This window comes from Nonomuraea sp. NPDC054003 (genome assembly GCF_055585125.1).
The window spans coordinates 518,826-537,934 of record NZ_JBVJKR010000006.1; the positions used below are offsets into that span (position 1 = coordinate 518,826).

General features: G+C 69.9%; 15 protein-coding genes. 7 read left to right on the forward strand and 8 right to left on the reverse strand.

Annotated features, from left to right (window positions below; genetic code table 11):
* Nucleotides 1-4 precede the first annotated feature (4 nt).
* The 6 genes from ACZ6YG_RS19035 (at nucleotide 5) to ACZ6YG_RS19060 (ending at nucleotide 5,918) form a co-directional block, all read left to right on the forward strand.
* Complete coding sequence (locus ACZ6YG_RS19035; protein ID WP_148029790.1) at nucleotides 5-1,078, forward strand: LLM class flavin-dependent oxidoreductase; 1,074 nt, start codon at nucleotides 5-7, stop codon at nucleotides 1,076-1,078.
* Nucleotides 1,075-1,953, forward strand: a complete 879-nt coding sequence (locus ACZ6YG_RS19040; RefSeq protein ID WP_219547917.1) for an SMP-30/gluconolactonase/LRE family protein — start codon at nucleotides 1,075-1,077, stop codon at nucleotides 1,951-1,953. Before ACZ6YG_RS19035 ends, ACZ6YG_RS19040 begins: the two co-directional genes overlap by 4 nt.
* Nucleotides 1,950-3,035, forward strand: coding sequence for an LLM class flavin-dependent oxidoreductase (locus ACZ6YG_RS19045; protein WP_219547919.1), 1,086 nt, complete (start codon nucleotides 1,950-1,952; stop codon nucleotides 3,033-3,035). The genes ACZ6YG_RS19040 and ACZ6YG_RS19045 overlap by 4 nt, the downstream gene beginning before the upstream one ends.
* A gap of 30 nt (nucleotides 3,036-3,065) precedes the next feature.
* Nucleotides 3,066-4,595 carry a class I adenylate-forming enzyme family protein gene (locus tag ACZ6YG_RS19050; protein ID WP_261808839.1) on the forward strand — a complete coding sequence of 510 codons (1,530 nt, stop codon included), beginning with the start codon at nucleotides 3,066-3,068 and terminating at the stop codon, nucleotides 4,593-4,595.
* Between the two features lie 91 nt (nucleotides 4,596-4,686).
* Entirely contained in the window at nucleotides 4,687-5,349 is a 663-nt protein-coding gene (locus tag ACZ6YG_RS19055; protein ID WP_148029794.1) for a TetR/AcrR family transcriptional regulator, read from the forward strand.
* A gap of 209 nt (nucleotides 5,350-5,558) precedes the next feature.
* Nucleotides 5,559-5,918 (forward strand): hypothetical protein, encoded by a 360-nt coding sequence (locus ACZ6YG_RS19060; protein WP_148029795.1) that lies wholly within the window; start codon nucleotides 5,559-5,561, stop codon nucleotides 5,916-5,918.
* A 61-nt stretch (nucleotides 5,919-5,979) separates the two neighbouring features.
* Here ACZ6YG_RS19060 and ACZ6YG_RS19065 read toward each other — a convergent pair whose 3' ends face one another.
* From ACZ6YG_RS19065 to ACZ6YG_RS19075, 3 genes are all read right to left on the reverse strand, one after another.
* A complete protein-coding gene (locus ACZ6YG_RS19065; RefSeq protein ID WP_466018730.1) occupies nucleotides 5,980-6,621 on the reverse strand; it encodes a DedA family protein in 642 nt (213 codons plus the stop codon).
* 178 nt (nucleotides 6,622-6,799) lie between these two features.
* On the reverse strand, nucleotides 6,800-7,738 hold the full coding sequence (locus ACZ6YG_RS19070; RefSeq protein WP_219547926.1) for a sigma-70 family RNA polymerase sigma factor: 939 nt from the start codon (nucleotides 7,736-7,738) through the stop codon (nucleotides 6,800-6,802).
* 10 nt (nucleotides 7,739-7,748) lie between these two features.
* The gene (locus ACZ6YG_RS19075) at nucleotides 7,749-8,939 is read right to left on the reverse strand and encodes an NAD(P)/FAD-dependent oxidoreductase (RefSeq protein ID WP_466018731.1); all 1,191 of its coding nucleotides are present in this window, start codon (nucleotides 8,937-8,939) and stop codon (nucleotides 7,749-7,751) included.
* Between the two features lie 214 nt (nucleotides 8,940-9,153).
* On the opposite strand from ACZ6YG_RS19075, the gene ACZ6YG_RS19080 reads away from it, so the two are divergent.
* The gene (locus ACZ6YG_RS19080) at nucleotides 9,154-10,050 is read left to right on the forward strand and encodes a CAP domain-containing protein (protein WP_466018732.1); all 897 of its coding nucleotides are present in this window, start codon (nucleotides 9,154-9,156) and stop codon (nucleotides 10,048-10,050) included.
* Between the two features lie 13 nt (nucleotides 10,051-10,063).
* Here ACZ6YG_RS19080 and ACZ6YG_RS19085 read toward each other — a convergent pair whose 3' ends face one another.
* The 5 genes from ACZ6YG_RS19085 to ACZ6YG_RS19105 form a co-directional block, all read right to left on the reverse strand.
* Nucleotides 10,064-11,656, reverse strand: coding sequence for an FG-GAP-like repeat-containing protein (locus tag ACZ6YG_RS19085; RefSeq protein WP_466018733.1), 1,593 nt, complete (start codon nucleotides 11,654-11,656; stop codon nucleotides 10,064-10,066).
* Nucleotides 11,657-11,773: 117 nt separating this feature from the next.
* Nucleotides 11,774-13,408 carry an FG-GAP-like repeat-containing protein gene (locus tag ACZ6YG_RS19090; protein WP_466018734.1) on the reverse strand — a complete coding sequence of 545 codons (1,635 nt, stop codon included), beginning with the start codon at nucleotides 13,406-13,408 and terminating at the stop codon, nucleotides 11,774-11,776.
* 45 nt (nucleotides 13,409-13,453) lie between these two features.
* The gene (locus tag ACZ6YG_RS19095) at nucleotides 13,454-15,010 is read right to left on the reverse strand and encodes a M23 family metallopeptidase (protein ID WP_466018735.1); all 1,557 of its coding nucleotides are present in this window, start codon (nucleotides 15,008-15,010) and stop codon (nucleotides 13,454-13,456) included.
* 157 nt (nucleotides 15,011-15,167) lie between these two features.
* Nucleotides 15,168-15,821 (reverse strand): M15 family metallopeptidase, encoded by a 654-nt coding sequence (locus tag ACZ6YG_RS19100; protein WP_466018736.1) that lies wholly within the window; start codon nucleotides 15,819-15,821, stop codon nucleotides 15,168-15,170.
* Nucleotides 15,822-15,920: 99 nt separating this feature from the next.
* A complete protein-coding gene (locus ACZ6YG_RS19105; RefSeq protein ID WP_466018737.1) occupies nucleotides 15,921-18,932 on the reverse strand; it encodes an AfsR/SARP family transcriptional regulator in 3,012 nt (1,003 codons plus the stop codon).
* Between the last annotated feature and the right edge of the window lie 177 nt (nucleotides 18,933-19,109).

Below are 19,109 nucleotides of genomic sequence, written 5' to 3' on the forward strand. Positions count from 1 at the left end.
CCCCATGCGTGTAGGTATGACCTGCATCTTCGAAGGTCACGAGAACGCGACCGACGACGAGATCTACCAGACGGAGCTCCGCCTGGCCGACCTCGCGGAACCGCTGGGCTTCGACGCCCTGTGGGGCGTGGAGCACCACTTCACGTCCTACACCATGATCCCGGACGTCCTGCAGTTCCTGACCTACATGGCAGGACGCACCGAGCGCATCCAGCTCGGCTCCGGCGCGGTCATCCTGCCCTGGCACGACCCGATCCGGGTCGCCGAGCAGGTCGCCGTCCTGGACATCGTGTCCAACGGCCGGTTCGTCTTCGGTCTCGGCCGGGGCCTCGGCCGCATCGAGTTCGAGGGCTTCGGGATCCCGATGGGCGAGTCCCGTGAGCGCTTCGTGGAGGCCGCCGACATCATCATGTCGGCCCTGGACACCGGCATCCTGGAGTACGACGGCAAGTACTACCAGATCCCGCGCCGCGAGCTGCGCCCCAAGCCGGCGCGCAGGTTCGACGACCGCCTCTACGCCGCCGCCGTGTCGCCCGAGTCGGTGCGGATCATGGCCGACATCGGCGCGGGCATCCTGATCAACCCGCAGAAGGACTGGATGGAGGTCGCCGAGGACCTCGCGGGCTACCGGGCCACCTTCAAGGAGATCAAGGGGGTCGACGCGCCGGCCCCGCTGGTCACCGGCTGGGTCTGCTGCGACGAGGACCCGATCAAGGCCAGGGACATGGCCCAGGAGTACATCGGCGGCTATTACGAGTACGTCCTGAACCACTACGAGCTGGGCGGGCGGCACTTCGACACCACGCTCGGCTACGAGTACTACCAGCGGCTCGCCCGCTCGATCCAGAAGCACGGCTCCGACCGCGTCGTGGACAACTTCATCGAGCTGCAGATCTGGGGCACCCCCGACCAGTGCCTGGAGCGCATCGTCGCCATCCAGGAGAAGGTCGGCAACGACGGGTTCAACGGCGTGTTCAACTTCGCCGGCATGACCCCGGAGACCGCCGAGAAGAACCTGCGCCTGTTCGCCGCCGAGGTCATGCCGCGGGTCAAGGCCCTCGGACCGGTCCGGCCATGACCAGCCCGGGGTTCCGGGTCGTCACCGGCGGCCTCGGCTTCCCCGAGGGGCCGAGCCATCTGGGCGACGGGGCCGTGGCCGTGGTCGAGATGCAGGGACAGGTGGTCACCCGGGTCGCGGCCGACGGCGGCAAGACGGTGCTCGCCCGGCTCGGCGGCGGGCCCAACGGCAGCGCCCTCGGCGCCGACGGCGCGATCTACGTCGCCGACAACGGGGGCCTGTCGGCGACCCGGTCCGGCGGCTACTGGCACGCGCCCGAGCCGGTCGACGGCCGTGTGCAGAAGGTGCTCGACGGGCAGGTCACGGTGGTCGCCACCGGCCTGCCGGGGCCGCCGCCGCACCGTCCCAACGACCTGTGCTTCGGCCCCGACGGCCGGCTCTACGTCACCGACTCCCACAACTGGGAGGACCTGCGCGGCCTGAAGCCCGGCCGGATCTGCGCGATCTCCCCGGACCGTACGATCACGCAGGTCGCCGAGGTCCCGGCGATGCCCAACGGCATCGCCTTCGGGCCGGACGGCCGGCTCTACGTGGCCCAGTCGATGACCCGCAAGATCCTGGTCTTCGACTGGTCGGCCGGGACGGGCCTCGGCGACCCGCGGGTCTTCGCCAAGCTTCCGGCCGGCTCGCCCGACGGCATGTGCTTCGACGCCGACGGCGACCTCTACGTCTGCGGCAGCGTCGGGCACGTCATCTTCGTCTATGACGCCGTCGGCGCCCTCAAGCGGACCATCGAGGTCCCCACGGGAGCACAGCCGACGAACTGCTGCATCGGTGACGGTCAGCTCTATGTCACCTTCTCCATGACCGGCGAGCTGGTCGCCTACGACCTGCAGGTGACCGCGCTGCCACTGCACGAGGGAGTTATCACATGAAGTTCGGCCTGATGTACGAGATCCCCGTGCCCCGCCCGTGGAACGACCGCAGCGCGTACGACGCCTTCGAGAACACGCTGCGCCAGATCGAGCTCGCCGACCGGCTGGGGTTCCACAGCGTCTGGACGGTGGAGCACCACTTCCTCGGCGACTACTCCCATTCCTCCGCGCCCGAGGCGTTGTACGGCGCCATCGCGGCGCGGACCAGGAACATCCGCATCGGCCACGGGGTCCGGCTGCTGCCCTTCCCGTACAACCATCCGGTGCGCGCCGCCGAGGCCGCGGCCACCATCGACATCATCTCCAACGGCCGCCTGGAGTTCGGCACCGGCCGGTCAGGCACCCGCATCGAGCTGGAGGGCTTCGGCATCAACCCCTCCGACACCCGCCCGATGTGGGAGGAGGCCCTTGACGTGATCATGGGGTGCTGGACCGAGGAGACCTTCTCCTGGGAGGGGGAGTACTTCAAGATCCCGCCGCGGGGCGTGGTGCCCAAGCCGCTGCAGGCGCCGCACCCGCCGCTGTGGGGCGCGTCCTCCAGCTCCGACAGCCACGAGCTGATGGGCGAGAAGGGCATCGGCCTGCTGTCGTTCTCCGTCGCGTCGGGGCCGGAGACCCTGGTCAAGCGGTTCGGCCGGTACCGCGACGGCATCCGCCGCGCCAAGCCGGTCGGCAAGTACGTCAACGAGCAGATCGCCACCTTCACCCAGGTGCACTGCGCGGAGACCACCGAGGACGCCTACGCAGAAGCCGGTCCCCGCTTCGGGTGGTACGTCCAGGAGTCGTTGAAGAAGATCGCCGAACTCGGCGACTGGAAGGACGGCACCCAGCTCGGCAGCTACGAGTACGCCAAGCGGCTCCTCGGCGGTGTCGACCTGAACACGCTGGACTTCGACTATCTCCTCAAGAACGACGCGGTGATCGTCGGCAACCCCGACCAGTGCGTCGAGATGGCCAAGCGGTACGAGGCGGTGGGCACCGACCTGCTGCTCTGCCTCGTGCAGCCCTATGACATTCCGCATGAAAAGGTCATGAAGTCGATCGAGCTTCTCGGTACGCACGTGCTGCCGGAGTTCTCCTGACCCTTGACTCCAGATGGGGTGCCGATGTCCATGCAGCGCACGAGCCGCACCGGTGACTGGATCCGGATCCACGCCCGGAACACGCCGAACAAGCCATGCTTTGTGACCGATACCGATTCGTACTCCTTCGCGGAGGTCAACAGCCGCGTCAACCGGGTGGCCCACGAGTTGCGCCGCATGGGCGTGGTGAAGGGCGACCGCGTGGCGCTGTTCGCCACCGACTCCACGAGCTACATGGAGGTGCTGCTGGCCTGCATGAAGCTGGGCGCGGTGTACGTCCCGCTGAACTACCGCCTCGCCCGGCCCGAACTGCAGACCCTGCTGCGCACCGCCGAGGCCAAGGTGCTGTTCTTCAGCGAGCGGTACGCCTCGATGGTGGAGTCCGTCGACGTGCCGACGCTGACCGCCGCGATCTGCTTCGAGAAGTCCCCCGTCGCCGACCGCGACTACGGACAACTGCTCGCCACCGGCGAGGATCACGAGATCGACACGGTGATCAACGACGACGAGCTGATGTGCCTCGCCTTCACCAGCGGCACCACCGCGCTGCCCAAGGGCGTCATGCACCACCAGCGCATGGTCAAGCACATGACGTTCCAGTGCATCCTGGAGCGGCGGCTGCCGGCGGAGGCGTTCCACTACTCCCCGGCACCGCTGTTCCACGCCGCCGGCATGTGTTACGTGCTGTCGGGCGTGGCCCGCGGCAACCCGTCGCTGATCCTGGACGGATTCGACCCCGCCACGGTGCTCAAGTGGCTGCGCCGTGACGTGCTCCACGGGGTCTTCCTGGTCCCGACCATGATCGAGATGCTCCTGCAGGAGCCCGGCGTCGAGAAGGGCGGCTACCACAACCTGCTGTCGATCGCCTACGGCGCGGCCCCGATGTCGCCGAGCCTGCTCCGCAGAGCCATGAAGACCTTCCGATGCGACTTCATGAACCTGTTCGGCGCCGGGACGGAGGCGGGCCTCCAGACCGTGCTCACTCCCGAGGACCACCACCGGGCGCTGAAAGGCCACGAGCACCTGCTCGGCTCGATCGGCAAGCCCGGCATGGGCGTGGACCTGCGGCTGTGCGACGAGGAGCTGAACGACGTCCCGGACGGCGAGGTCGGCGAGATCGTCACCAGGTCCGACGCGGTGATGGCCGGCTATCTCAACATGCCGGAGGCGACGAACGAGGTGCTGGTCGACGGCTGGTTCCGGGGCGGCGACCTGGCCCGGCGGGACGAGGAGGGATACCTGTACCTCTCCGGGCGCAAGAAGGATATGATCATCCGCGGCGGGGAGAACGTCTACCCCGTCGAGATCGAGCAGGTGCTGAGCGAGCATCCGGCGGTGCTGGAGGTCTCGGTGGTCGGCGTCCCGGACGAGCGCTGGGGTGAGATCGTCCGGGCGCACGTGGTGGTCGCCCCCGGAGCCTCCTTCGAAGAGGACCAGGCCAGGGACTTCTGCCGCGCCCGGCTTGCCGGCTACAAGGTGCCGGAGACCTTCCAGATAGAGCCGGACCTCCCGCGCAACGCCAGCGGCAAGGTGCTGAAGCGAGTCCTGCGGGAACGGTGACGGCCACCGCGGCGGGGGCGCCGGCCCCCGCCGCCTGCGCTATCATCAACGTTGCTGTTTATGCGAGTCGAGCTGAGGGAGGGGGACACCGATGGCTCCTCGAGAACGGCGCCCACCGCCGCCGAGCGACATCGCCCGCCGCCGGATGGAGCGACGCCTGGCCAGCGGCCGCAAGTCCGACGCGCGGTGGAAGGAGGTCCTGGAGGGCGCGGGGCGCGTCTTCGAGCAGTTGGGCTACGCCCAGGCCACCCTGGAGAACGTGGCGGCCGAGGTCGGCATCAACCGGGCGACTCTCTACTACTACGTCGGCACGAAGGAAGAACTGCTCGTCGCGCTGCTGCACCAGCCCATCGAGCAGATGCGCGCCGAACTGGAGCGGATCGTCGCCGAGGAGGCGACCGCGCCGGAGAAGCTGGTCAGCGGGCTGCGCGCGTACGTGCTGGCCATGTCACGCCGCCCGGAGCTGTTCATCTTCATGCGGGAGAACCTCGACCAGGTGGTGAATGGGGGCGAGGCGACCGACATCAAGGAGAACGCCGACCGGTGGGGCCGCTTGCTCGCCCAGGTGATCACGGAAGGGGCGAAGGCCGGGGAGTTCCGCGACGACATCGACCCGACCGTGGCCGTGATGGGCATCGTGGGCATGTTCAACTGGACCTACCGGTGGTACGACCCGCAGGGCCCGCGCAGCCTGGTGGACATCGGCGAGGACTTCATCGAGATGTCGCTGTCCGCCCTTTCCCCGGGCCGCTGACCCGGGTGCCGACGCGAGGCGCGCCCGCTCCCGCGAGGGGCGCCCCGTTCACTTCTTGACGTGATCGGGCTCTGGACGCGGAGAGTAATTGCATGGATACTCTTCGTGTCAGGCCCTTTCGCCCCCGTCACCGCTCTCCAGCACCGCATTCGCCGGCGTGTTTCGTGCTGCCCGGAGTGCGTCACCAGGGGCACGCAAGAAGGAGAGTTATGCAGTTCAAGAAGCTCCTGACCCTTCCGCTCGCCCTGCTCGCGGCGGGCGCGTGCGTGACCACCGCCGCCGCGGCCAGCACGACGAACGTCCCCGCCGCGGCGGCCCGCCAGGCGGCGCTGCCCTCCGGCTACCAGCTCGTGACGCTGCCCAACGCCAACGTCCCCAACTTCCAGCGCCGCACGCTCTACTGCCCCGGCGGCAAGAAGGTCCTCGGCGGCGGCGCCGAGGCCCGCGGCAACAGGGCGATCCTGGTCGGCTCGTTCCCCACCGATGACGGACGCGGCTGGATCGGCATCGGCCGCCAGGACGGCTACAACGACGTCGGCATCAGCGTCTTCGCCATCTGCGCCGACTGACCCGCGCGCCGTCGGCCCCGGCCGGACCACCCGGCCGGGGCCGACGCGTATCATCGATGGCTCACGCGCGCTCGTCGTCCCCGTGATCCGTCGCCGCCCGGCTCCGGCGCCGCAGCACCGCCACAGCCGCCGCCACCAGCGCCACGGCCGCGAGAAGCAGCCACGAGAAGCGCCCCAGGAGCCCTTCCAGGTGAGCGGCCGACGCCCCGGCGAACGCGCCCAGGCCGACGTACACCGCCGACCACAGCAACGACCCTGCCAGTGAAGCCGGGAGGAACCGGTTGTAGGGCAGATGCGCCGCCCCCGCCGCCGCCGGCGTGAGTGTGCGGACGACCGGGACCAGCCGGGTGAGGAACACCGCCGCCGCGCCGTGACGGTGCAGCGCGTCGGTCGCGCGATCCCAGTGCCGCACCCCGAGCCGTCGCACCGCCCGCGTATCCCGCATGCGACCGGCGTACCGCTGTCCGAGCCAGTAGCCGACGTGGTCGCCGGCCGTGACCCCCAGCGCGACGATCAGCAGCAGGGCGGCGAACCGCCCGGGGGTGGTGGCGGCGACCCCCAGCAGCAGCACGCCCGTCTCGCCGGGCAGGACCGAACCGACCCCCAGCCCCGACTCGGCGAACGCCATCGCTCCGCCCACCAGCCCGAGCAGAGGGAAGGGGAGATCGCTGACCGCCTGTACGCCCTCAGCGATCCAGTCCACCCGGCGCCCTCCCATGCGCTTCCGGGGCCGCTGGTACGAGTGCTGAGAAGAGGAACGGTGGTGCGTGCATCCGGATCATGGTGGCACGCGGCGCGGTGCCTGCCATCAGGGAGAGCCCTGACTCGGGACCTGGGCCCGTACGGAATCATCCCTACGGGTCCCGTAAGTTCGGGCCGGGTCACCACTCGGTGACGAGCGGCGTGTCCCGGTCGTGCTGCCGCCAGGCCGCGGCGAGGCGGGCGAGGCGGGCGGGGGCGGCGATGCCGCGCACGGTCGCGATCTTGCCGTCGGCGATGTCGAACGACATGGTGCCCACGACCCGGTCGCCGACCACGAAGAGGGCCGCGGGGGCGCCGTTGACCACCGCGTAGTGGATGGCGGACGTGCCGCCGGCGAGCCGCCGTTTCGCGGGTGTGGATCTGAGACCGGCCCGTACGACGGCGGCGACGCGCCGCGCAGTGTCGACCCGCAGCAGCGTCTCGGTCAGGCCGGCGCTGTCGGAGACCGCGGTCGCGTCGTCGGTGAGCAGCGCGACCAGCCGTTCGGTGCGGCCCGAGGCGGCGGCGGCGAGGAACTCCTCGACGATCCCGCGGGCGGACTCGGGGTCGATCTCGCCGCCGCCGCGGCGCGCGGCGGCGATGCGCTGCCGGGCCCGATGGAGGTGCTGCTGGCTCGCGGACTCGGTGATGTCGAGGATCTCGGCGATCTCGGCATGGCTGTACGAGAACGCCTCGCGCAGCACGTAGACGGCCCGCTGGACGGGGGACAGGCGCTCCATGAGGGTCAGCACGGCCAGGGACACCGACTCGCGCTGTTCGTAGGTGTCGGCCGGGCCGAGCATCGGGTCGCCCTTGAGCAGCGGTTCGGGCAGCCACACGCCGACCGCGCGCTCGCGCCTGGCCCGCGCGGAGCGGAGCCGGTCGAGGCACAGGTTGGTGACGATCTTGGTCAGCCACGCCTCCGGCACCTCGATCCGGTCGCGGTCGGCCGCCTGCCAGCGCAGGAACGCGTCCTGCGCGGCGTCCTCGGCGTCGGCGGCGGAGCCGAGCAGACGGTACGCGAGCGAGGCCAGCCGGGACCGGCTGGCCTCGAACTGCTCGGTGGCGAAGGCGTCCACGCGGCCGACTCTAGGCAACGGCGGCCTCGGCCGAGCGATCGGGCCGGGCGGCCAGGCGGCGCTTCCTGGCCGGCATGCCGAAGGTCGGGTGGCTCATGCTCCAGGCGGAGCTCCTGATGATGCCCTTCTTCAGCAGCGCTGCCGTGCGGCCCCGCATAGACCAGGCCTTGGGCCGGGCGTCACCGTCGACCAGCTGGAAGATCGCGTCGCGCCGCCCGAGGCTGATGTGGTTGCCGTAGTACTTCAGCGTGGTCGACGGGACCTCGCGGCCGGTCAGCCGCCCGACGATCGCCTCGACCGCCTGGATGCCCGTGAAACCGGCCGAGGCGCACGACATCGGCAGCGGCAGGCCGTTCTCGCCGACGGCGTGGACACTGTCGCCGGCGGCGTAGACGTCGGGGTGCGAGACCGACCGCATGGTGCGGTCGACGACGATCCGACCGGCCTCGGTGACCTCCAGCCCGGCGGCGGCGGCGATGGGGCCGACCGCGAACCCGGCCGTCCACACGGTCGCGTCGGAGGCCAGGGCGGTGCCGTCCGTGCACAGCACCCGCGCCGCTTCGACGGCTTCGACGCCGGTGTGCTCCAGGACGGTGATGCCCAGCCGGTCGCAGGCCTGCCGCAGGTGGCCGCGGGCTCCGGCGGAGAGCCGGGCGCCCAGCTGTTCGCGGGCGACCAGCGTGACCGACAGGCCGGGCCGGGATTCGGCGAGCTCGGTGGCGGTCTCGATGCCGGTCAGCCCGTCGCCGACGACCGTCACGTTCCCGCCCTCGCCCCGTCCTTCCAGGGTGTCCAGGCGCTCGCGCAGGCGCAGCGCCGAGGCCCGGCCGGTGACGTCGAAGGCGTGCTCGGCCACGCCGGGGACGCCGCCGGCGACGTGGCTGCCGAGCGCGTAGAGCAGCGTGTCGTAGCCGAGCTCGCCGCCGGCGTCGGCCACGGTGACGACCCGGCGCTCGGGGTCGACGGCGGTGACACGGGCCAGGCGCAGCCGTATCCCCGTGCCCGCGAAGACATCTTCGAGTCTCCGGGTCTCCAGCTCGTGCCCGGCCGCGAGCTGGTGCAGCCGCATCCGCTCGACGAAGTGCGGCTCGGCGTTGACCACGGTGATCTCGGTGTCCGCCGGGGACAGCCGCCGGGCCAGGATCCCGGCCGCGTAGGCCCCGGCGTAGCCGGCGCCGAGGACGACGATGCGGTGCTTCATGTGGTGCTCCTGTCGGTGCGCTTGCTTCCGGTGACTTGAGCGGTGCGGCGCTCCGATTGCTGACAGGACCGCGTATGGCATGGGTCACACAGACCGCCCGACCCTTGGTTGCCGCTGCGTACGGGGCGAAATGTCCGTATTGTCGTGACAAGTCAGTATCGGAACCGGCAGAATGCGGGACCACCAGCGTCTCCCCTCCCCTGGAGGAACCCTCATGCGCCGAACCCTAGGGGCACTCGCCGTGGTCGCCGGCCTCACCGCCTGCGCCCCGTCCACCAGCGGAGCGGCGCCCGAGGCGGCCGAGCCGGTGGGCGGCGTCGCGCCGGCGAAGACCGAGGAGGCGACTCCCGAGCCGGCCCCCGAATCGGACGAGTGCCGCGTGAGCGTGGTCAAGCCGGGCGTCTCCGCCCTCGGTATCCGGGCCTCGGCCGTGCGCCGTGGATGTGAGCACCCGGCGCTGCTGCGCGTCCGGGTCATGCGCGCCGTCCCCGGCGACGATCCGGTCATCAAGAGCGGCGCCACCAGGAAGGGCCGCATCACCCTGAAGCTGCCCTGCGAGCCGGGCACGTACTACACGGTCGCCACCGACTACCGGGGCGGCACCGCCAAGTCCAAGGCCACCCGGGTGACCTGCGCCACCCCCACGCCCACCCCCACCTCCACCCGTACTCCCACCAGGGAGACGCCGGCTCCCGAGAAGAAGAAGGAGGCCGTCCAGTCCGTCGGCACGGCACTGGAGAACGAGGTCGTCCGGCTGACCAACGCCGAGCGGGCCAAGGGCGGCTGCGACCCGCTCAAGCACGACGCGCGGCTGCGTAAGGCCGCGTCCGGGCACTCGGCCGACATGGCGGAGAACGACTACTTCGACCACGACTCCCAGGACGGCCGCGACATGGCCGACCGCATCCGTGCGACCGGCTTCACCGGCTCCGCCTTGGCCGAGAACATCGCCATGGGACAACGGTCGGCGGCCGAGGCGGTCCGGGGCTGGATGAACAGCGAGGGCCACCGGCAGAACATCATGAACTGCTCGTACACCCTCATCGGGGTGGGTGCGGCCAAGAACGCGCAGGGGCAGATCTACTGGACACAGAACTTCGCCGCCCGGTGACTCGGCGAAGCGGCTACCAGTTGCCGAGGACGAGGCGTCCGTCGACGGGGCCGAGGGCGTAGGGGCCGGAGGTGTACCACTTGCCGGCGTAGGAGAGGCCGTTCTTCCAGACGTGGTAGCTGAAGGTGCCGTCGGAGTTCTGGTAGGTGGCGACGATGTCGTCCTTGCCATCGCCGTCCACGTCTCCGGAGGCGACGCGGTTGCCGACGTTGGCCATGGTCCAGCCGCCGGAGGTGTAGTCGGAGGCGCGGCCGAAGGCCGATCCGGTGGAGGTCCACCGGTAGATGGTCATGGAGCCGTCGCCGTCGTCGCGCATCATGGCCGGTTCTGCCTTGCCGTCACCGGTGAGGTCGGCGACGACCAGGCGTCCATCGACGGGGCCGAGGGCGTAGGGGCCGGAGGTGTACCACTTGCCGGCGTAGGACAGGCCGTTCTTCCAGACGTGGAAGCTGAAGGTGCCATCGGAGTTCTGGTAGGTGGCGACGACATCGTCCTTGCCATCCCCATCGACATCCCCGGAGGCCACCCGGTCGCCGACATTGGCCATCGTCCAGCCGCCGGAGGTGTAGTCAGAGGCGCGGCTGAAGGCCGACCCGCCGGAGGTCCACCGGTAGATGGTCATGGACCCGTCGCCGTCGTCACGCATCATGGCCGGTTCTGCCTTGCCATCACCCGTGAGGTCAGCCAGAACGAGACGTCCACCGACCGGACCCAGGGCGTAAGGCCCAGAGGTGTACCACTTACCGGCGTAGGACACCCCGTTCTTCCAGACGTGGAAGCTGAAGGTGCCGTCCGAGTTCTGGTACGCGGCGACCACGTCGTCCTTGCCATCCCCGTCGACATCCCCGGAAGCCACCCGATCCCCGGTGTTGGACATGGTCCAGCCGCCGGAGGTGTAGTCGGCCGCGCGACTAAAAGCCGATCCGCTGGAGGTCCACCGGTAGATGGTCATGGACCCGTCGCCGTCGTCGCGCATCATCGCCGGCCCCTCGGTCCCACCTCCGCCGGCGTAGGGCCAGATCGTGTTGGCGATGATCTGGCCGTCGCCGGCCTGCTGCGGATACCTTTCGGGATATGCCGACACCTGGACGGCTTGGCACACTTCGCCGATCGGTGCTGTTCTCCAGCTGTTGTTCGGGTAGAGCCGGAGCATCTTGTTCAGGAACGCGTTGGTGGCCCACGTGGGGTCGAGACGCTGTTCGGCGCTTCCCCAGCTGTCCAGTTGCTGGAACAGTCCCAGGCTGGTGTGGTCGACCTTCTCGCTGATGTTCTGGATGCTGCTCTCGACGATGACGGTGGTCATCGCGATCGCCGCGGCTCGGAGGTCGAGCCCGCGGTCGCGGACGGCTTTGATGATCATTCGCGCGCAGGAGACGCGGTAGGCGGACATGTAACCGCGCATCTTGGCGTTGAGGGTGCTGTTGAGCTGGGTGGCCAAGCTGGCGTCGCGCGCGGTGGTGCCGCGGGGGTCGCAAGGGGCGAGCTGGTACGCGGCCGCCGTGATGGGGGGCGTCGGATCGGCCAGAGCGGGATTCGTCGAGATGGCTAAACCGGTGATGACTGCCGTGCCCGTGATGCCGGCACGGAACATGAGAGATCTGAACATGGGGGGTCCTTCGCAGGGGGAGGCGCCGGTGCCGTCGGTGGAGGCACCGGGGGCGGACGTCATCCGCATGGGCAGGTCCGGGCATCTCCGGCCCGGACCTGCTATCCAGACGTGGTGTCAGTTCCAGTTGCCGAGGACGAGGCGTCCGTCGACGGGGCCGAGGGCGTAGGGGCCGGAGGTGTACCACTTGCCGGCGTAGGAGAGGCCGTTCTTCCAGACGTGGTAGCTGAAGGTGCCGTCGGAGTTCTGGTAGGTGGCGACGATGTCGTCCTTGCCGTCTCCGTCGACATCGCCGGAGGCGACGCGGTTGCCGACGTTGGCCATGGTCCAGCCGCCGGAGGTGTAGTCGGAGGCGCGGCTGAAAGCCGATCCGCTGGAGGTCCACCGGTAGATCGTCATGGAGCCGTCGCCGTCGTCGCGCATCATGGCCGGTTCTGCCCTGCCGTCACCCGTGAGATCGGCGACGACCAGGCGTCCATCGACGGGACCGAGGGCGTAGGGGCCGGAGGTGTACCACTTGCCGGCGTAGGAGACGCCGTTCTTCCAGACGTGGTAGCTGAAGGTGCCGTCGGAGTTCTGGTAGGTGGCGACGATGTCGTCCTTGCCGTCCCCGTCCACGTCACCGGAGGCCACCCGGTCGCCGACGTTGGCCATGGTCCAGCCGCCGGAGGTGTAGTCGGAGGCGCGGCCGAAAGCCGATCCGCTGGAGGTCCACCGGTAGATCGTCATGGAGCCGTCGCCGTCGTCGCGCATCATCGCCGGTTCTGCCTTGCCATCACCGTTGAAGTCGGCGACGACCAGGCGTCCATCGACAGGCCCGAGTGCGTAAGGCCCGGAGGTGTACCACTTGCCGGCGTAGGACACCCCGTTCTTCCACACGTGGTAGCTGAAGGTCCCGTCCGAGTTCTGATACGCGGCGACGACATCGTCCTTGCCGTCCCCGTCGACATCCCCGGAGGCCACCCGGTCGCCGACGTTGGACATCGTCCAGCCGCCGGAGGTGTAGTCGGAGGCGCGGCCGAAAGCCGATCCGCTGGAGGTCCACCGGTAGATGGTCATCGACCCGTCGCCGTCGTCGCGCATCATGGCCGGCTCCTCGGTCCCGCCTCCTCCGCCGATGTTGTCGTAGCGGATGGGCGTGTAGAGGCCGGCGTAGCTCGCGGACCAGGTGCGCTCGATGGTGCCCGAGCTGCCGGTCTGCTCGATGACGACCGGCTGCGTGTGGGCGCCGTCCGCCCATCGGACGAACAACGCCACATGATTCTCGGAAGTGTTGCCGGTGTGCCGAAGGAGCGCGTCGCCCGGCTGCAGGGAGCTGCGGGAGATCTGGAACGCCCGGTCCATCAGGTTGCCGGTCCAGAAGGCGCTCCCGGAGCCGCCGAGCCCCCACGCCATCGAGACGAATCCGGAGCAGTCGGTGCGGTAGTCGCCGTACGAGTTGCGATAGCACCTCACCTGGCTGTAGGGGACGCCGCCCACGGCAAGCCAGCTGCGCGCCCGAGTGATCACCTGGTTGCGGGTCAGGGCTTTGTCGGCGCCGTTGTTGTCGCAGGGGACCGGGGTGGTCGACACCGCGTACGACCGTATCGCGCCGTCCGACGGCAGACCCGGGTACTCGGGCAGCGGCGGGTCGCCGGGCGGGGGCTCCTGCTGGACCGGCGAGACGGCCGATGCCGGCGTCGCCGCGAACGGGCCGACGATGCCCAAAGGTAAGAGCATGGCCATGGCGGCCAGTCTGGTTAAGCGTCGCATTGTCGATTCCTCCTGTGATGAATGCAGATGCGGTCGGTTCTGGGGCTACCAGTTGCCGAGGACGAGGCGTCCGTCGACGGGGCCGAGGGCGTAGGGGCCGGAGGTGTACCACTTGCCGGCGTAGGAGAGGCCGTTCTTCCAGACGTGGTAGCTGAAGGTGCCGTCGGAGTTCTGGTAGGTGGCGATGACGTCGTCCTTGCCGTCTCCATCGACGTCGCCGGAGGCGACGCGGTTGCCGACGTTGGACATGGTCCAGCCGCCGGAGGTGTAGTCGGAGGCGCGGCTGAAGGCGGATCCGGTGGAGGTCCATCGGTAGATGGTCATGGATCCGTCGCCGTCGTCGCGCATCATGGCGGGTTCTGCCTTGCCGTCACCCGTGAGGTCGGCGACGACGAGGCGTCCATCGACCGGGCCGAGTGCGTAAGGGCCGGAGGTGTACCACTTGCCGGCGTAGGAGACGCCGTTCTTCCAGACGTGGTAGCTGAAGGTGCCGTCGGAGTTCTGGTAGGTGGCGACGATGTCGTCCTTGCCGTCCCCGTCCACGTCACCGGAGGCCACCCGGTCGCCGACATTGGCCATCGTCCAGCCGCCGGAGGTGTAGTCAGAGGCGCGGCCGAAGGCCGATCCGCTGGAGGTCCACCGGTAGATGGTCATGGAGCCGTCACCGTCGTCACGCATCATCGCCGGTTCTGCCTTGCCATCACCGTTGAAGTCGGCGACGACCAGGCGTCCATCGACGGGGCCGAGGGCGTAGGGGCCGGAGGTGTACCACTTGCCGGCGTAGGAGACGCCGTTCTTCCAGACATGGAAGCTGAAGGTCCCGTCCGAGTTCTGGTACGCGGCGACCACGTCGTCCTTGCCGTCCCCGTCGACATCCCCGGAGGCCACCCGGTCCCCGGTGTTGGCCATGGTCCAGCCGCCGGAGGTGTAGTCGGAGGCGCGGCCGAAACCCGATCCGGTCGAGGACCACCGGTAGATCGTCATCGACCCGTCGCCGTCGTCACGCATCATCGCCGGAGCGTCGAGTCCGGGGGACGAACAGTTGCGGCTGGTGACGTTGCGCCAGGTCTGGCCGTTCGACCCGCCGTAGGTCACACCGTTGAAGGTGGGCCTGACCCGTTCGGAGCCCGCGGTTCCCCAGCTGGCCGAACCGCTTCCGTCGGCGTCGTAGCCGAGCTCGAAGTGCAGGTGCGGATGCCCGTTGGAGGTGGGGCCGGTCTTGCCGACCCGGCCGATCGTCGTGCCCATGCTCACCCTGGCGCCGACCGAGACGGCGCGGGATTCCAGGTGGAGGTAGGTGGTGAAGTAGCCGCCGCCGTGGTTGATCTGGATGACGTTGCCGGCGTTGCTGTGGTAGAAGGACTGGTTCACCGTCCCGGCGGCGGGGGCGATCAACGTGGCGCCGTCGGTGCCGTGCTGGTCGGGCTCCTTGACCATGTCGAGCGCGGGGGCGTGCGCCCACGTGTCCAGCCGCCACTGCTGGCCGCACGGGAAGGGCAGTTGCAGGTTGGGGGCCGCCAGGGCGGGGCTCGCCGTGGTGACCATGCCTAAGGCGATGAGCGTGCCGGTGATGGCGACGCGTAAGACAGCGGACTGGGACACGAGATCCTCCGGGGAAGCATCGATCGGATGTCGACAGACTCCCGGCGGGCCCTGCAAATCCGCTGTAACTTCCCTCCAGACGACGCCACAGCCCCGTGAACGAGGAACGGCGCCTACCGTGAGGCGGTACGACCGTGCCGATCGAGAGGCCGCGAACTCACAGCGCGTCGGTCGTGGCGTACGTGGCGTGGTGTGCCCCGGCGCTGAAGGCCCAGTAGCGGTCGCCGTAGGACCAGTGCCACCACTCGGTCGGGTAGTTGACGAACCCGGCGGAGGTCATGGCCGCGGACAGGAGCCGGCGGTTCTCTCTCGCCTCCGGGGAGATGTCCGCCGAGGCGGTGTAACAGGCCTCGTCGCTCTCCGGCGGAGTGGCGTTGACCGATGTGCCCATCGGGAGCTCGACGCCGTCGGCGGTGCACAGAGTCAGGTCGACGGCACCGCCCGTGGTGTGCGGGGCCACTTCGGGTGGTGCGACGTACCGGCTGGTCTCGGTCCGGGCGCGGCCTTCGTCCCATTCGGGGTGCGCGGCCCGGTGGCGGGCGAGGGCGTCGGCGAAATACCGCCTCTGCAGGGCGGGCGGGCGGTAGCCCTCGACGATCAGCAGGCGTAGCCCGCGGGGCAACCGGGTCTGCGCCGCGACCAGCCGGTCGGCCACGCTCACCCGTACGTGTGCGAAGGCGCCGGCCGGATCGGCCAGCCTCAGGTCAAGCTGGAGCGCCTCCACGGTGCGGAGATCCAGCAGGGGTTCTCCGCACTCCCTCACCGATGTCTCGGCGATTCGCTTGTCCGATAGAAGCACTATCTCAGTCATGCAAGCCTTCGTGATGGACCGTCGGCGCTCCGCGTGAGACGCCAGGTCACCATGGTGCGGCCAGGTGCTCCAAAAGCGCTGTAGCGGCGTTACAGATCATTACAGCGGAAGGGATTCGCCGTACTCGCGGGCGCCGTACAACTCGAAGACCTCCACGGCCTCCGACCGGATGGTCTCGGCGGTCGCGTCGTCGCCGAGGGCCTGATGGACCAGGGCGAGGTCACGCAGGGTACGGGCGTGGAACAGGGCGATGTTCAGCGTTTCCCACAGCCGCAGCGACTCCTCCAGGTGGCTCTTGGCCTGGTAGAGCCGCCCTTCGGCCAGATAGAGCTCGCCCAGGGTGCGCAGGGTGCAGGCCTCGCCCCAGCGGTCGCTGAGAGTGCGGGTGGTGACCAGCGCCTCCTCCAGCGGTTCGCGGGCCTCGTCGTATCTCTCCAGCCGCACGCGGGTCTTGGCCAGGGAACGATGGCAGTAGGCCACCATGAGACGGTCCCCGAGGTCCTCGAAGATCGCCAGCGCCCGTTCGCACAGAGCCTCCGAGCTGTCGAGCTCGCCTCGCGCGCGGTGGTACAGCGACATGCTGCGCAGCGTCAGCCCTTCACCGCGGCGGTTCTCGCCTTGCCGGTAGAGCGCCAGCGCGGCGGTGAGACAGGCCCACGACGCGGCGTAGTCTCCCCGTTCGAGGTGGACCGTGCCCATCAGCCGCTTGATGTGCGCGACGGCCGCCGAGTCGGCGAGGTCGTCCCACAGCTCCTCCGCCTTGCCGAGGAAGTGCAGGGCCTCAGGAAGATATCCCTGCTCGCGGCAGGCGGCGCCGAGTGCCGCGAGGGTGGTGCCCTCGCCCCTGGTGTCCTTGGCGGCGCGGAACAACGGCAGGGCCTGGCTGAGATACTCGCGCGACTCGGCGAAGGAGTCGCGTTCGTAGGAGAGCTGGCCGAGACCGGCGAGCAGCTTCGCCTCGCCGAGCGTGTTGTCCATCCGCCGCGCGACCGCGAGGGCGGCCTGGTGCGTCCGGTGCCAGGCCGCGAACGGGTTGTCGAAGAGATACTGGCTGCCCTCGAAGGCCACGGCGGACAACGCGGAGGCCAGTTCGACGGCGATCTCGTCGAGGTCCATCGCCGCCGCGAGCTCGACGGCGACGATCAGCGACTCCTCCTCTCTGCGGAACCAGGCGTGCGGGTCGGCGAGCACCGCGCGCACCACCTCGGCGTCGACCGGGTGGGTCAGCCCGGTCGTGGCCCGCATCGGGATCATGCCCGTGGGCAGGGCCTCGCTCAGCTGCTCGACCAGCCACAGCCACCCGCCCAGCACCCGGGTGACCACGGCCGCGCACGCCTCCTCCGTCTCCTCGGCCGCCGCGCGCTCCTTGGCGAACAGCCGGGTGAGGTCATGCAGCCGGTAGCGGACCTGGCCCGTCGGATCCGCGTCCACGAGGTCGACGAGGGAGGCGTCGACCAGCTGCTCCAGCGCCTGTTCGGCGACGTCGAGGCTCGCCTCCATGGCGGAGGCGGCCACCCAGACGGTGAAGTGCGGCATCCCGAGCAGGCCGAGCCGGCGCAGCGCGGTCTTGGCCAGCGGAGGCAGCAGCTGGTAACTCAGGCCGATGCTGGCGCGTACCGCCTGGTCCCCGACGGCGAGCTCGTCCAGCCTGCGGTGCTCGTCGTCCAGCCGGTCGGCCAGCCGGGCCACCGACCACTGGCGGCGCGACGCGAGTCGCGCCCCCGCGACGCGCAGGGCGAGAGGCAGGCCACCGCACTGGTTCACCAGGCGCCAGGCCGCGTCCGACTCGCCGGCGATCCGTTCGGGACCGTTGATCCGTGACAGCAGCTCGAACGCGGACTCCCGCGGCAGCAGGCCCAGATCGACGAACGCCGCGCCGGCCAGCCCGGCGAGCCGGTTGCGCGAGGTGATAATCACCGCGCATCCCCTGCCGCCCGGCAGGAGCGGTCTCACCTGGCTCTCGGACACCGCGTCGTCCAGCACGATCAGCTTCTGCCTGCTGGCCAGCAGCGTGCGGTAGCGGGCGGCGCGCTCCTCCAGAGCGGCGGGTATCGGCGTGCCGGGCTGATCGAGCTCGCGCAGCAGCCGCCCCAGCGCCTCCTCCGGGGTGACGGGCGCCTCCGTCGTGCCGCGCAGCTCGACGTAGAGCTGCCCGTCGGGATAGTGGGGGGCGACCTCGTACGCCGTCTGCAGCGCAAGAGCCGACTTCCCGACGCCGCCCTGCCCGGAGATGACGCAGAGCGGCACGGCGTCCGGGCCGGTCAGATATCCGCTCAGCCGGGCCATCTCCTCGGCGCGGCCGGTGAAGTCGGGCACGGGCGAGGGCAGCTGGCGGGGCAGCTGGGCGGCGGCCTTCGCCCTGTGCAGCAGCGTGGTGTCGGATCGCAGGATGGCCGCCTGGGTCTCGCGTAACTCGGGTCCCGGCTCGATGCCCAGCTCCTCGATCAGGACCTGCCTGCCGTGCTGGTACATCGCCAGGGCGTCGGCCTGCCTGCCCGAGCGATAGAGCGCCACCATGAGGTCGCGGCGCAGGCGCTCGCGTCCCGGATACAGGGCGACCAGCTCTGTCAGCTCCTCGATGAGCTGCTGGTCCTGGCCCGCTCCCAGGTCGGCGGAGACCCGTTCCTCGATGACCGCCAGCCTGAGCTCCTCCAGCCGGTCCGCCTCGGCGCGGAGGAAGGAGTCGCCGATGCCGCCGAGCGCCGTCCCGCGCCAGAGTGACAGCGCGGCCCGGAAGGAGGCCGACGCCTCCCGGTGGTGGCCCTTCCGCGCGGCGCCGCGCCCCTCGGCGAGATGCTGCTCGAACACGTCCTTGTCCAGAGTGCGCGGGGGGATCTGGGCGAGGTAGCCGACGCGGTGGGACATGATGACGGGCGGCAGCCCCGCGGCCGCGAACGCCCGGCGCAGCGAGGCCACATAGGTGTGCAGGATCCCCTTCGCGGTGGCCGGCGGGTCCTCCGCCCAGATCGCCTCGACCAGCCGCTCGCTGGTGACCACCCTGCCCGGTTCGAGGAGGAGCGCCACGAGCAGCGTCCGGGGCTTGGTCCCCCCGAGAGACACCTGGCGCCTGTCGTTCCAGACTTCAACGGGCCCGAGCAGCCGAAATTCCATCGAGCTCTCCCAGCTTCGTGACTGACCGCAGCCGTTCAGAGGTCCGCACCGTGCCATGTGGCAGGCGAGGGCGGGAAGATCGAGGTGCGCCACCCATGCTGTCACAAACCTGCTCGTACGCTCACGGAATGCGTCGCGGGCCGGGCACCCGCGTCCAGAGCCGGCGGATCGAGCAGG